A 13,705-nucleotide genomic window follows, 5' to 3' on the forward strand; every position below is an offset into this window, starting at 1 on the left:
TTGAATACTAACCCTACGTGACAAGTTGTTGCGGGTTGGTGATGAGGAAGTTGCGAAGGTAAGGCCGGAGAACTGGCCCGCCAGACAGTGGAAAGTCGTGTATTAACTGCGCAATAACAGAATTTTTTCCCGTTAATGTAGTGCAAGTGCGTATGATTACAATAAAAAAGGGTTTGGATATCCCAATTTCAGGGACTCCTGCTCAGGTGATAAATGATGGCCCAGCCATCACAAAAGTCGCCTTGCTTGGCGAAGAGTACGTTGGCATGCGTCCAACGATGCATGTTCGTGTTGGGGATGTAGTGAAGAAAGGTCAGATTCTTTTTGAAGACAAAAAGAATCCAGGCGTTAAATTCACTGCTCCTGCAGCAGGTACTGTGGTTGAAATAAACCGCGGTGCTAAGCGTGTTCTTCAGTCTGTTGTCATCGAGATCGACGGCGACGAGCAAGTCACTTTCAATAAATATGAAGCTTCAGAAATTGCAGGCTTGGAGCGACAAGTTGTTGTAGAGCAACTTGTTGAATCAGGTATGTGGACTGCGCTTCGTACTCGCCCATTCAGCAAATCTCCAGCGGTAGACGCAAGTCCTGCAGCGGTATTTGTTACAGCAATGGACACAAATCCACTGGCAGCAAACGCTGAGCTGATCATCAATGAGCAGCAAGACGCTTTTGTGGCAGGTTTGGATGTTGTTTCTCGTCTGACTGACGGCAAAGTATTTGTGTGTAAAGGCGAATCAAGCCTGCCGCGCAGCAAGCAGTCAAGCGTAGAGGAACATGTGTTTGCTGGTCCGCATCCATCAGGTTTGGTTGGTACACACATCCATTTCCTACGTCCTGTAGGCACGAATGTGCAGGTATGGCACCTGAACTATCAAGATGTTATCGCTTTCGGTAAGCTTTTCCTGACGGGTGAGCTTTATACTGATCGTGTTATCTCTCTGGCCGGTCCGGTTGTAAATAACCCTCGCCTGATTCGCACTCAAATTGGTGCGTCAGTTGCTGAACTGACTGACAAAGAGTTGATGCCTGGTGAAGTTCGTCTCATTTCTGGCTCGGTACTAAGCGGTACACAAGCTGGCGGTGTTCACGGTTACCTAGGTCGCTTCCATCTTCAGGTTAGTGCTCTGCGTGAAGGTCGTGAGAAAGAACTGTTTGGCTGGATAGTTCCAGGCAAAAACAAGTTCTCTGTAACCCGTGCTTTCCTTAGCCAGTTCTTTAAAGGTCAGCTGTTCAATATGACAACTACCACTAACGGTAGTGAGCGTTCAATGGTGCCAATTGGCAGCTATGAGCGTGTTATGCCATTGGACATTGAGCCAACTCTGTTGCTTCGTGATATCTGTGCAGGTGACCTGGACAGCATGGCGCAATTGGGCGCACTAGAACTAGATGCTGAAGATCTTGCTCTGTGTACGTTTGTTTGCCCTGGCAAATACGATTTTGGTCCTATGCTACGCGAGTGCCTAGATCAAATTGAGAAGGAAGGGTAAGCAATGAGCCTGAAGAATTTCCTTGAAGATATCGAGCATCACTTTGAACCAGGTGGTAAACACGAGAAATGGTTTGCGCTGTATGAAGCAGTAGCAACACTTCTCTATACCCCAGGTCAAGTGACGAAACGTGGTGCGCACATCCGTGACAGCATCGACCTGAAGCGCATCATGATCATGGTGTGGATGGCGGTTTTCCCAGCAATGTTCTGGGGCATGTATAACACAGGTCACCAAGCTATTTCTGCGTTAAACGTCATGTACAGTGGCGAGCAGCTTGCCACTATTATCGGCGGTAACTGGCATTATTGGCTAACAGAAATGTTGGGCGGTTCGCTCTCAGCTGAAGCCGGCTGGGGCAGCATGATGTTGCTGGGCGCAACATACTTCCTACCTATCTACGCAACGGTATTCCTCGTTGGTGGTTTCTGGGAAGTGCTGTTCTGTATGGTGCGTAAGCACGAAGTTAACGAAGGTTTCTTTGTTACTTCAATCCTGTTTGCACTGATTGTCCCACCTACACTTCCTTTGTGGCAAGCGGCCTTGGGTATTACCTTTGGTGTTGTCGTTGCGAAAGAAATCTTCGGTGGTACAGGTCGTAACTTCCTGAACCCGGCACTTGCTGGCCGTGCTTTCCTGTTCTTTGCATACCCTGCACAGATTTCAGGTGACCTGGTTTGGACCGCTGCGGATGGCTTCTCTGGTGCAACTGCTCTTAGCCAATGGGCTGTGGGTGGTCAGGGTGCTTTGCTGAACAATGTTACGGGCGCTCCTATCTCTTGGATGGACGCATTCATTGGTAACATCCCTGGTTCTATCGGTGAAGTATCTACGCTGGCAATCTTGATTGGTGGCGCAATGATCGTCGCAATGCGAATTGCATCTTGGCGCATCATTGTGGGTACCATGATTGGTTTGGTTGCAACCGCTACGTTGTTTAACATTATCGGTTCAAGCACCAACCCAATGTTCAGCATGCCTTGGCATTGGCACCTGGTTCTGGGTGGTTTTGCATTCGGTATGATGTTCATGGCAACCGACCCAGTTTCAGCGTCATTCACCAATAAAGCAAAATGGTGGTACGGCATCCTGATCGGTGCGATGGCAGTGATGATTCGTGTGGTTAACCCAGCTTACCCTGAGGGTATGATGCTGGCTATCCTGTTCGCGAACCTGTTTGCACCGCTGTTCGACAACCTGGTAGTTCAGGGCAACATCAAACGGAGACTGGCTCGTGTCAAGCAATAACGATAGCATTAAAAAAACGCTGACCGTAGTTATCGCACTGAGCTTAGTTTGTTCAGTTGTGGTTTCTTTCGCGGCTGTTTCTCTGCGTCCACTGCAAGAGAAAAATGCCGTATTGGACGTGCAGCGTAACATCCTTTCTGTTGCTGGCATTGATGCACAAGGCAACATCACGGGTACCTTCGACAAATTCATCGAACCACGTTTGGTTGACCTGAAAACAGGTGACTTTGTGGGTACGGTTGACGAAGCGAAGAACTTTGACCTACGGATTGCGTCTTCAGACCCTTCTCAGTCAGAGAAGCTGACTGCTGAGCAGGACGTTGCGAAAATTGGTCGTCTAGCTGAAGTTGCTAAAGTGTACCTTGTGAAAAACAGCGAAGGTCAAACTGAGAAGCTGATCCTGCCAGTTCATGGTAGTGGTCTGTGGGGCATGATGTATGCGTTTGTCGCTTTGAATACAGACGGCAACACCATCGCTGACATCGCTTACTACCAACACGGTGAAACACCGGGGCTAGGTGGCGAGGTCGAAAACCCTCAATGGCGTGCTAAGTTCCACGACAAGTTGCTGTTTGATGACAAAGGTTATCCAGCTCTGAAAGTGGTTAAAGGCGGTGCACGACCTGGTGACGTTCATGGCGTAGACGGCCTGTCTGGTGCAACTTTGACGTCTAACGGTGTTCAGCACACGTTTGACTTCTGGTTCGGCGACAGCGCGTTTGGCCCATTCCTGAAGAAAGTTCAACAGGGAGAGCTGATCAATGGCTGATACTAAAGAACTGAAAAAGAATCTGTGGGGCCCACTGTTAGACAACAACCCGATTGCCCTACAGGTACTGGGTGTGTGTTCTGCTCTAGCGGTAACCACCAAGCTGGAAACAGCATTTGTAATGACCATTGCGGTAGTGTTCGTAACGGCATTCTCAAACTTGTTTGTTTCTGCGATTCGTAACCACATACCTAACTCTGTACGTATCATCGTTCAAATGGCGATTATCGCGTCGCTGGTAATCGTGGTTGACCAGATCCTGAAAGCTTATGTTTACGACATTTCTAAGCAATTGTCTGTATTCGTTGGCTTGATTATTACTAACTGTATCGTTATGGGTCGTGCAGAAGCATACGCAATGAAATCTGCGCCGCTGCCTTCTTTCATCGATGGTATCGGTAATGGTCTGGGCTACGGCTTCGTACTGATCTCCGTTGGTTTCTTCCGTGAACTGCTGGGCTCTGGCAAGCTGTTTGGTGTATCTATCCTACCTCTGACTTCAGAAGGTGGTTGGTACCAGCCAAACGGTCTGATGCTGCTGGCTCCGTCAGCGTTCTTCCTGATCGGCTTCCTGATCTGGATTGTACGTACGTTCAAACCTGAACAAATAGAAGCGAAGGAGTAAGGACGTAATGGAACATTACATCAGCCTGCTGGTTCGTTCGATTTTCATCGAAAACCTGGCACTGTCTTTCTTCCTAGGTATGTGTACTTTCTTGGCTGTGTCTAAGAAAGTAAAAACCTCTTTCGGTCTTGGTGTTGCGGTTATCGTAGTACTGTCTGTGGCCGTTCCGGTTAACAACCTGATTTACACTTATGTACTGAAAAACGGTGCAATTGTTGAGGGCGTGGATTTAACCTTCCTGAACTTCATCACTTTCATCGGTGTTATCGCGGCATTGGTACAGATCCTGGAAATGGTTCTGGATCGCTTCTTCCCGCCGCTGTACAACGCACTGGGTATCTTCCTGCCGCTGATCACAGTTAACTGTGCGATCTTCGGTGGCGTATCTTTCATGGTTCAACGTGACTACAACTTCGTAGAGTCTGTGGTTTACGGTTTCGGCTCGGGTGTGGGCTGGATGCTGGCGATTGTTGCGCTGGCAGGTATTCGTGAAAAAATGAAGTACTCTGATGTACCTCCTGCATTGCGTGGTTTGGGTATTACCTTTATCACTGTAGGTTTGATGGCGTTGGGCTTTATGTCTTTCTCCGGTGTTCAACTGTAAGTCGGGTAAACCGCGAATTAAGGAATAGTCAATGGACATTATTCTTGGTGTAGTGATGTTTACTCTTATCGTATTGGCTTTGGTATTGGTGATTTTGTTCGCCAAATCCAAGCTGGTACCATCAGGTGACATCATCATCTCTGTAAATGGCGATCCAAATCTTGCGATCACCACACAGCCAGGTGGCAAACTGCTGGGTGCACTGGCAGGCGCGGGTGTATTCGTATCATCTGCGTGTGGTGGCGGTGGCTCTTGTGGTCAGTGCCGAGTGAAAATTAAGTCTGGTGGCGGCGATATTCTGCCAACAGAGCTTGATCACATCAGCAAAGGTGAAGCGCGTGAAGGCGAGCGTCTGGCCTGTCAGGTAGCAATGAAAACTGACATGGACATTGAGCTGCCAGAAGAAATTTTCGGCGTGAAGAAGTGGGAATGTTCTGTTATCTCTAATGATAACAAAGCTACCTTCATCAAAGAGCTGAAGTTGCAAATTCCTGATGGCGAGTCAGTACCGTTCCGTGCGGGTGGTTACATCCAGATCGAAGCACCTGCTCACCATATTAAGTATTCAGACTTTGATGTACCTGAAGAGTATCGTGAGGATTGGGACAAGTTTAACCTGTTCCGTTTCGAGTCTAAGGTTAACGAAGACACGATCCGAGCTTACTCGATGGCGAACTACCCTGAAGAGTTCGGCATCATTATGCTTAACGTGCGTATTGCTACGCCGCCACCTAACAATCCAGATGCGCCTCCAGGCATTATGTCTTCGTTCATCTGGTCTTTGAAAGAAGGTGACAAGTGTACTATCTCTGGCCCATTCGGTGAGTTCTTCGCGAAAGACACCGATGCAGAAATGGTATTCGTTGGTGGTGGTGCTGGTATGGCGCCAATGCGCTCGCATATCTTTGACCAACTGAAGCGTCTGAAGTCTACGCGTAAGATGTCATTCTGGTACGGTGCGCGTTCGAAACGAGAAATGTTTTACGTGGAAGATTTCGACGGTCTGCAGGCTGAGAATGAAAACTTCGTATGGCACTGTGCACTGTCAGATCCTCTGCCAGAAGATAATTGGGAAGGCCACACTGGCTTTATCCATAATGTTCTGTATGAGAACTATTTGCGCGATCACGATGCACCAGAAGATTGTGAGTTCTACATGTGTGGACCTCCAATGATGAATGCGGCTGTTATCGGCATGCTGAAAGATTTGGGTGTTGAAGATGAAAACATCCTGCTGGATGACTTCGGTGGCTAATCGCGCCTGAGTCGGAAAGAAAAAATGGCTGGCCTTTGGGTCAGCCATTTTATATTCAAAGTACAGAAATCTGTGGTTTGAACATTTGGTCAGACAGAATCACTGTTTTCTCAAAGAGTTACTGCTTCTTTGTGGTCGAAAGTGATTCTCTCTGATCCCTGAACAATCAACCGGATGAAGTAATGAAAAAATTCCTGTTGTCAGTCGGTCTTCTAATGAGCAGCGTTTTGCTGTTGGCTGGCTGTGATAAATCCCCAGAGCAAGTGCATTTAACTGGCTCAACAATGGGTACCTATTATTCAATCAAATACATGCCTGATGGGAACACGCCCTCATCCAAAGACGTGCAGGCGGAAATCGACAAGCGATTGGAACTTGTGAATGATCAAATGTCGACGTATCGCAAAGACTCCGAATTGAGTCAGTTTAATCAACACAAAGGCAATGATCCTGTGTCTGTCTCGGCCGATACAGCGAAGGTTGTAGCTGAAGCCATCCGCATTAATAAGTTGTCCGATGGAGCATTGGACGTAACAGTAGGTCCTCTGGTCAATTTATGGGGTTTTGGCCCAGAAGGTCGACCTAACCGTGTTCCTTCTGAGGATAAGATAGCCGCCCGTCGCGCGATGACAGGTATTGAGTACCTGAGTGTCGACGGTAATAACCTGATCAAGACCAACCCAGATTTGTATGTCGATTTGTCTTCGATAGCAAAAGGGTTTGGGGTGGATGTTGTTGCCAATTATCTGTCTGAACTTGGCCTTCATAATTATTTGGTTGAGATTGGCGGAGAGCTACAGCTGAAAGGCGTAAATGCAGAGGGCCAGCCTTGGCGTATCGCCATTGAAAAACCGACCAACGAACAACAAACGGTTCAGGAAATTATTGCACCGGGTAATATGGCAATTGCAACGTCAGGCGATTACAGAAACTATTTTGAAGAGAATGGCGTACGCTACTCGCACACCATTGACCCTAAAACGGCTAAACCGATTAACCATCGTCTGGTGTCGGTAACTGTGCTGGATCCGTCATGTATGACAGCAGATGGTCTTTCTACGTCATTTATGGTGTTGGGAGCAGACAAGGCTCTAAAGGTTGCTAACCGTGAAAATATCCCAGCATTTTTCATCGTAAAAACGGATAATGGTTTTAAAGAAGTCGCATCGGATGCGTTTAAACAATATCTCTCGGTAAGGTAAAAAGATGTCTGTATATCTGATAACGTTTTCAGTCTTCCTGCTTGTTATCGCAGGAATGGCTATCGGCTTCATTATTCAGCGTAAAACCATCAGCGGTAGCTGTGGCGGTCTGGGGGCTGTCGGCATAGAAAAGGAATGTGATTGTCCTGAGCCATGTGATGCACGTAAGAAGCGAGAAGCAAGGGCTGCTAAAACCGAGGAATGGAAAAAGAATCAAATTCTTTAAAAGAAAAAGACCGCTATTCAGCGGTCTTTTTTTGCTTGTATTGCTTATATAACTAATGCGTTTCTGCCATTTCTTTTTGCTTGATATAGTTTATCGTCGGCTTCTTTTAACAGTAAGGAGAGTGAGCGGTCGCCTCTGGATACGCCTATGCTCACTGTGAACGTAATGCTATTCCCATCGAATTCAGTTTGAAAGTGCTCAACAGACGTTTTGAACGCGATAAGTTCTTGCTCAAAGACCGTTTCGTTTCCTGTGCAGATGACAACAAACTCCTCTCCTCCAAGCCTTGCTGGCAATGCTGAGGAGAAAGAGAGCTTCAGTAGGTTACCAAGTTCCTTTAAAACATGATCGCCACCTTCATGACCAACGCTATCGTTGATCTTTTTAAAGTGGTCAACATCAATCATGGCCAGCATTTTGTTTGGACTAGGGTTTTCAGCGGCAAAATTGAAAAAATATCGACGGTTCCACAGCCCGGTTAATTCATCTCGATTCGCCAAATAGAAAAGTTGTTCACTGGCATCTTGTATATCAAGAAGAGTATGGATGCGGCAGTACAGCTCTTCTTGGCAAAAAGGCTTGTTTAAATAATCATTGGCTCCGGCTTTGAGAAAATGAGACGTTAACTCGGGATTTGAGGATGCGGAAAGACCAATGATCGACAATTTGTCTCTACTGTTTTCAAGCCTGAGATGCTGAACGAGCTCTATGCCGTTCATAAAGGGCATATCATTGTCTGTAATGATCAAATTAATATCATCAACATGATCACAGACTTCTAGTGCTTCTAATCCATTTTCCGCTGAGAGCACTGTTAAATACTGGCGCTCCAACAAATCGACTAACCTAGCCCGCATCGACGCCGAATCTTCAACGACTAAGGCTTTCTTGTTGGTATTTTGAACCAGTCGATTAAGTAAAGGGGCGAGAAAAGCCACAGATACGGCGCTGTCTTTGAGGATGAAGTCGACGATGCCTTTGTCAAACAGGGTCTTCCTCATGTTTGGATCATCGTTACTGGTTAAAACGACAACGCGATGATCGTGAGTGAGTACATAGTCAATGACTTCGCCTCTAGGGGCATCAGGTAAACAGAAGTCGAGAACAGCACAAAGAAACGTAGGCTCTTTTTCTAAGTACACTTTTGTTTCAGCAAGGGTGCTAAAAATGACAGGCTCAAAGCCTGCATCTTCAAGAAGAGAGGAGACATAGCTTTGGAATGTCGGACTATCTTCTACGACTAAGACCTGGCGAGTTTTTGTCATAAGAAAGCCTTATGCTTTGTTGCATTTAGCGTCTCAATTATAGGACATGCTAGGGTGAATATTGTGAAGTTTGACTTTTTCAACTCATACTGTTTTTATATACAGTGCATTTGTATTTATTTGTGACCCAATGAGAAAGATTATCCACGTTGACATGGATTGTTTTTATGCTGCTGTAGAGATGAGAGATAATGCGGAGCTTCGAAACATCCCCCTCGCTATTGGCGGATCTGAAAAACGCCGTGGTGTTATTTCGACATGTAATTACATTGCTAGAAAGTTTGGTGTTCGCTCTGCCATGGCGACAGCTCATGCACTAAAACTGTGTCCAAACTTGACGGTAGTGCGTGGTGACATGGATAAATACAAGGAAGTTTCGCGCCAAATTCGAGCCATTTTTGAACGCTATACCGATAAGATAGAACCGCTGTCTCTTGATGAAGCCTATCTGGATGTAAGTGACTGCTTACGTTACCGTGGTTCTGCAACCATGATTGCTGAAGATATTCGCTTGGCCATAAAAACCGAGCTGGGGCTGACTGCATCTGCAGGGGTGGCTCCCGTAAAGTTTATTGCAAAGGTAGCGTCTGATATCAATAAGCCTGACGGTATACATGTTGTCACGCCACAAGATGTCGATGACTTCGTCAAAGCTTTGGCCTTGGAAAAAATTCCGGGGGTAGGCAAAGTCACCTTGGGCAAGCTCCACGAAATGGGTTTATATGTTGGTGAGGACGTCCAGAACTTTGAAAAAAACACCTTGCTGCAACGTTTTGGCAAGTTCGGTCAGTCTCTATGGAATCGATGCCACGGGATTGATGACAGGAACGTAGAAACCGATCGGGTACGAAAATCTGTGGGTGTTGAGCGCACGTTACCTGAAGACATTCAGTCCGAGGCGCAATGCCTTGAAGTGATGGCGTCGCTGTATGAGGAAATGGAGCGACGACTCAAACGAGTTTGCCCTGAAATGGAAATTGCCAGACAAGGCGTGAAGCTAAAGTTCTCAGACTTTCAGCAAACGACGGTTGAGCATCGCCAATGGCGTTATGAAGAGAGCATGTTTCCCGAATTATTGAGGGAAGCATTGGAAAGACAGCAAGGTAGAGGCGTTCGCTTGATAGGGTTGAACGTAGGCCTGAAAACCGAAGACAAACATGGACCGTCTCAGCTGAGCTTTAATTGGTAAGGTGATGGTAGCGGAAACAAAAAGAGCACCCTAAGGTGCTCTTTGTCTTTGGTACAGCGTAATTATGCTTTTTCTGGGATCGCTTTTAGAATCGCGATCATTTGTTCCCAGAACAAGCCCACGGTTTCAATGTTTACTTTCTCATCGGGTGAGTGGGGGAACTTGATCGTTGGGCCGAAAGAAATCATATCCATGTTTGGATACGGTTCTTTGAACAGACCACATTCAAGGCCTGCGTGGATCACCATGATGTTTGGAATGCGACCATAGATGTCTTCGTACGTTTTGCGGAAAACATGCATGATTTCTGAGTCTGCGTTCGGTTTCCAGCCAGGATAAGCACCCGCGAATGCCACTTGCGCACCTGCAAGCTCACCAAGTGAAGACAGCATGCTTTCCACGTAGCTACGACCACTGTCTGCGAGAGAGCGGATCAGGCACAGCAGTGTCATGGTATTTTCTTCGGTTGTGATAACACCAAGGTTTAGCGATGTCTCGACGACACCGACAATGTCGTCACTCATGCGAATCACGCCGTTAGGGCAGGTGTTAATCGTTGCAATGATGCGCGCTTGGGTTGACGCGGTAAGTGCTTGCTCACTGATTGCTACGTCTGCTACTGATAGCGCAATAGACGTTTCAATCGCCCCCAACTCTTCGGTCAGCAGGTTTTGGTAGTAGCTGAACAATGATGCCAGCTTATCTGCATTTTCCGCAGGCAGTGCAATATCTGCAAATGCTTCACGAGGAATTGCATTACGTAGCGAACCACCACGAATAGAAAGTACACGGATACCGAGTTCTTCAGCATGACCAGCGAGGAAACGACCAAGTAGCTTGTTTGCGTTTGCACGACCGGTATGAATATCGCAGCCAGAGTGACCACCTTTCAGTCCTTTGATTTGCAGAGTCTTACCGACCAAACCCTCTGGTAACGTTTCACGTTCAAGGGCGAAAGTCAGCGATGAATCTACGCCGCCTGCGCAGCCCATGTAGATTTCGCCTTCTTGCTCAGAGTCAGTATTCAGCAGGATGTCGCCTTCCAACCAACCAACCTTCTTGAAGACCAAACGCGCCGGTCATACCCGCTTCTTCATCGATAGTCAGTAGCACTTCCAAAGGACCGTGTTCGATATCTTTTGATGCCAGTACTGCGAGACATGCGGCCATGCCCATGCCGTTGTCTGCACCTAAGGTAGTGCCATCAGCGGTCACCCATTCTCCGTCGATGTAGGGACGAATAGGATCTGTCGCAAAGTCATGGTCGGTGTTTTCGTTTTTCTGAGGAACCATGTCGATATGAGCCTGCAGCACGACACCTTTACGGTTTTCCATGCCTGCAGTGGCTGGCTTTTTGATGATCACGTTGCCGACATCATCACGTTTAATGGCTAACCCTTCGTTGGTTGCCCAATCAATAATGTATTGCGCCAATGCTTCTTCATGCTTAGAAGGATGAGGAATCGAACAAATCTTATCGAAAAATTGCCACACGGGTTGTGGTGACAGTTGGCTGATTTCTGACACAGGCTCTCTCCAGAAAAACGAAAAAAAATCGACGTGCAGCAAATGCTGCACGTCGATAACCTAACAGAATTTGTAACGGAAAAGTATGCCTTGTTAAAAGGATATCCCTATAAATCTGATAGGTGGCTAAATCTTAAACTGTATAGAGAGGCTTTTAGGTCGTACACCTGCTGTGAAGTCTATGAATCATTTGGATTGAGTCCGACGGTTCGCTAACCCGTCATAGCATTAAGATGACGTTTTATGTAATTTTATTACATAAACAGCCTTGTTCATGCAATAAGTGTGATGTAGATCTCTATAGATATTGTAATAAAATAACGAAAAAGCTATTATCTCACCGTCCTGAGTCAGGACTGTGAAGAAAGGTCTACGCACCCAGGAATAGGGGATGCGCTTTCATTCGTTTAAGGAAAAGCCCGATATTATTCGTCTCCAAGGAACCGAGCTTTGTAGAAGCCGCATCCATTCGAATGTATTGAGAGAGAGTACTTTAACAATGAAAGGCAGTTCAGCGTCCAGCTATTGGAACCAAGGTGCTGTGTTCACAGCAAATTTCAGATACCCAAATCCGTTTGGTTATCAGCGCAAGTGACCGTACTTGTGCACGATACTGTAATACCCCAACTCTAACAGATAATTTGTTTCCAACTTGGATACAACGTTTCATCTGGCGCCACGACTTCGTGGCGTTTTTTTTGCCTCTTTTTCGTGAAAACTTGAATGCGACTCAATTACTGAGAGGTTACTTTATATCGATCTCATAATCTTTAGTTGTACATTTATTGTGCTGAAATTCCTTCTACTATGTGCGCTATTACTCGAACAAACGACGCTTCGCTTAATTCACCACCAATTGATGTTTACGTGACGCAATTCACGCTGGAAATTTTGAGAAGTGGCGGGTAATATTCGCGTCGAATTTCCACGCAAACGTTTGTGGTAAACGTTTGCGTCATTTTGACTGGCCATAAACACTCTTTCCAAGGAATTGAAAGCCATGCTTGAGCGTCTTTTTAAACTAAAAGAGCAAGGTACAGATATACGCACCGAGGTTATCGCAGGACTCACAACGTTTCTGACGATGGCTTACATCATTTTTGTTAACCCAGCAATCCTCTCTGAGACAGGTATGGATCGCGGAGCCGTGTTTGTTGCAACCTGTTTAGCTGCGGCTATTGGCTGTTTCGTCATGGGTCTGGTTGCTAACTACCCCGTTGCTCAAGCTCCGGGTATGGGTCTGAATGCCTTCTTTACTTACACGGTTGTATTCCAAATGGGTTACTCGTGGCAAGTTGCGTTGGGCGCTGTATTCCTGTCTGGTTTGTGCTTTATTGCACTGAGCTTGTTTAAAGTCCGTGAATTGATCATCAATTCTATTCCCCTTTCTTTGCGCACGGGCATTTCAGCAGGTATCGGTATCTTCTTGGCACTGATTGCACTGCAAAATTCAGGCATTGTTGTTGACAACCCTGCGACGCTAGTTGCAATGGGCGATTTGTCTTCGTTTGGTCCAGCAATGGCTGCGCTGGGATTCTTCCTAACCATTGGTTTGGTTAATCGCGGCATTAAAGGCGCGGTAATGATTGCCATTTTGATCGTGACCGGCATTGCTGTTATCTCGGGTAACGTTCAATACGCGGGCATTATGTCTGCACCGCCAAGCATTGCGCCAACATTTATGCAAATGGACCTGTCTGGTGCATTTGATGTGGCAATGATTTCAGTCGTCTTTGCTTTCCTGTTTGTTGACCTGTTTGATACGGCTGGCACCTTGGTCGGTGTGGCAACGAAAGCTGAGTTGTTGGACAAAGAAGGTAAACTTCCTCGTCTGAACAAAGCATTGCTAGCAGACAGTACAGCCACGACTGTGGGTGCTGTATTGGGTACCTCGAATACCACCTCGTATATTGAGAGTGTTGCGGGTGTTGCTGCTGGTGGTCGTACGGGTTTGACCGCGGTTGTTGTGGGTTTGATGTTTATGTTGGCCCTGTTCTTCTCACCTCTGGCGGGTATGGTGCCTCCATACGCGACAGCGGGTGCACTTTTCTACGTTGCTATCCTGATGATGTCAGGTTTGGTGAGCGTAAACTGGCGCGATCTGACGGAAGCCGCCCCTGTCGTAGTGGTATGTTTGCTGACACCGCTGACATACTCAATCGCACACGGTATCGGTCTTGGCTTCATCTCTTACTGCGCAATCAAGGCATTCAGTGGCAAAGGACGTGACGTGCATATCAGTGTATGGGTTCTTTCTGCGATGTTCTTGCTGAAATTTGTTATGTAAGACACAATACGCCGC

General features: G+C 46.7%; 11 protein-coding genes and 1 pseudogene. 10 read left to right on the top strand and 2 right to left on the bottom strand.

Annotated elements, in window-relative coordinates:
- The first annotated feature begins 152 nt into the window (after nucleotides 1-152).
- From B5D35_RS03140 to nqrM, 8 genes are all read left to right on the top strand, one after another.
- A complete protein-coding gene (locus B5D35_RS03140; RefSeq protein ID WP_078751230.1) occupies nucleotides 153-1,493 on the top strand; it encodes a Na(+)-translocating NADH-quinone reductase subunit A in 1,341 nt (446 codons plus the stop codon).
- Between the two features lie 3 nt (nucleotides 1,494-1,496).
- Entirely contained in the window at nucleotides 1,497-2,741 is a 1,245-nt protein-coding gene (locus tag B5D35_RS03145; RefSeq protein WP_078751155.1) for an NADH:ubiquinone reductase (Na(+)-transporting) subunit B, read from the top strand.
- On the top strand, nucleotides 2,728-3,510 hold the full coding sequence (locus B5D35_RS03150) for a Na(+)-translocating NADH-quinone reductase subunit C (RefSeq protein WP_078751156.1): 783 nt from the start codon (nucleotides 2,728-2,730) through the stop codon (nucleotides 3,508-3,510). Before B5D35_RS03145 ends, B5D35_RS03150 begins: the two co-directional genes overlap by 14 nt.
- Nucleotides 3,503-4,135 (top strand): NADH:ubiquinone reductase (Na(+)-transporting) subunit D, encoded by a 633-nt coding sequence (locus B5D35_RS03155; protein WP_078751157.1) that lies wholly within the window; start codon nucleotides 3,503-3,505, stop codon nucleotides 4,133-4,135. Before B5D35_RS03150 ends, B5D35_RS03155 begins: the two co-directional genes overlap by 8 nt.
- A 7-nt stretch (nucleotides 4,136-4,142) precedes the next feature.
- Entirely contained in the window at nucleotides 4,143-4,739 is a 597-nt protein-coding gene (gene nqrE / locus B5D35_RS03160) for an NADH:ubiquinone reductase (Na(+)-transporting) subunit E (RefSeq protein ID WP_078751158.1), read from the top strand.
- A gap of 31 nt (nucleotides 4,740-4,770) precedes the next feature.
- Nucleotides 4,771-5,994, top strand: coding sequence for an NADH:ubiquinone reductase (Na(+)-transporting) subunit F (gene nqrF, locus B5D35_RS03165; RefSeq protein WP_078751159.1), 1,224 nt, complete (start codon nucleotides 4,771-4,773; stop codon nucleotides 5,992-5,994).
- Nucleotides 5,995-6,176: 182 nt separating this feature from the next.
- The gene (locus B5D35_RS03170) at nucleotides 6,177-7,196 is read left to right on the top strand and encodes an FAD:protein FMN transferase (RefSeq protein ID WP_078751160.1); all 1,020 of its coding nucleotides are present in this window, start codon (nucleotides 6,177-6,179) and stop codon (nucleotides 7,194-7,196) included.
- Nucleotides 7,197-7,200: 4 nt separating this feature from the next.
- Nucleotides 7,201-7,422 carry a (Na+)-NQR maturation NqrM gene (gene nqrM, locus B5D35_RS03175; protein WP_078751161.1) on the top strand — a complete coding sequence of 74 codons (222 nt, stop codon included), beginning with the start codon at nucleotides 7,201-7,203 and terminating at the stop codon, nucleotides 7,420-7,422.
- 44 nt (nucleotides 7,423-7,466) lie between these two features.
- Here the strand turns inward: nqrM and B5D35_RS03180 are convergent, their stop codons facing one another.
- Complete coding sequence (locus B5D35_RS03180; RefSeq protein ID WP_078751162.1) at nucleotides 7,467-8,687, bottom strand: GGDEF domain-containing response regulator; 1,221 nt, start codon at nucleotides 8,685-8,687, stop codon at nucleotides 7,467-7,469.
- A 130-nt stretch (nucleotides 8,688-8,817) separates the two neighbouring features.
- Here B5D35_RS03180 and dinB point away from each other — a divergent pair, with 130 nt between their 5' ends.
- Complete coding sequence (gene dinB, locus B5D35_RS03185; protein ID WP_078751163.1) at nucleotides 8,818-9,876, top strand: DNA polymerase IV; 1,059 nt, start codon at nucleotides 8,818-8,820, stop codon at nucleotides 9,874-9,876.
- A gap of 62 nt (nucleotides 9,877-9,938) precedes the next feature.
- Here the strand turns inward: dinB and B5D35_RS03190 are convergent.
- Nucleotides 9,939-11,403: pseudogene (locus B5D35_RS03190) on the bottom strand (aminoacyl-histidine dipeptidase).
- A gap of 1,000 nt (nucleotides 11,404-12,403) precedes the next feature.
- Here B5D35_RS03190 and B5D35_RS03195 point away from each other — a divergent pair.
- The gene (locus B5D35_RS03195) at nucleotides 12,404-13,690 is read left to right on the top strand and encodes an NCS2 family permease (protein WP_078751164.1); all 1,287 of its coding nucleotides are present in this window, start codon (nucleotides 12,404-12,406) and stop codon (nucleotides 13,688-13,690) included.
- Nucleotides 13,691-13,705: the final 15 nt, after the last annotated feature.

The sequence above is a fragment of the Enterovibrio nigricans DSM 22720 genome, assembly GCF_900167155.1.
GTDB classification, from domain to species: Bacteria; Pseudomonadota; Gammaproteobacteria; order Enterobacterales; family Vibrionaceae; genus Enterovibrio; species Enterovibrio nigricans.

Excerpts from the sequence above, each read along its gene's own strand:
- B5D35_RS03180 (WP_078751162.1), bottom strand. The coding sequence starts at position 8,687 with ATGACAAAAACTCGCCAGGTCTTAGTCGTAGAAGATAGTCCGACATTC.
- nqrM (WP_078751161.1), top strand. The coding sequence starts at position 7,201 with ATGTCTGTATATCTGATAACGTTTTCAGTCTTCCTGCTTGTTATCGCA.
- B5D35_RS03140 (WP_078751230.1), top strand. The coding sequence starts at position 153 with ATGATTACAATAAAAAAGGGTTTGGATATCCCAATTTCAGGGACTCCT.
- B5D35_RS03155 (WP_078751157.1), top strand. The coding sequence starts at position 3,503 with ATGGCTGATACTAAAGAACTGAAAAAGAATCTGTGGGGCCCACTGTTA.
- B5D35_RS03170 (WP_078751160.1), top strand. The coding sequence starts at position 6,177 with ATGAAAAAATTCCTGTTGTCAGTCGGTCTTCTAATGAGCAGCGTTTTG.
- B5D35_RS03195 (WP_078751164.1), top strand. The coding sequence starts at position 12,404 with ATGCTTGAGCGTCTTTTTAAACTAAAAGAGCAAGGTACAGATATACGC.
- nqrF (WP_078751159.1), top strand. The coding sequence starts at position 4,771 with ATGGACATTATTCTTGGTGTAGTGATGTTTACTCTTATCGTATTGGCT.
- dinB (WP_078751163.1), top strand. The coding sequence starts at position 8,818 with ATGAGAAAGATTATCCACGTTGACATGGATTGTTTTTATGCTGCTGTA.
- B5D35_RS03145 (WP_078751155.1), top strand. The coding sequence starts at position 1,497 with ATGAGCCTGAAGAATTTCCTTGAAGATATCGAGCATCACTTTGAACCA.
- nqrE (WP_078751158.1), top strand. The coding sequence starts at position 4,143 with ATGGAACATTACATCAGCCTGCTGGTTCGTTCGATTTTCATCGAAAAC.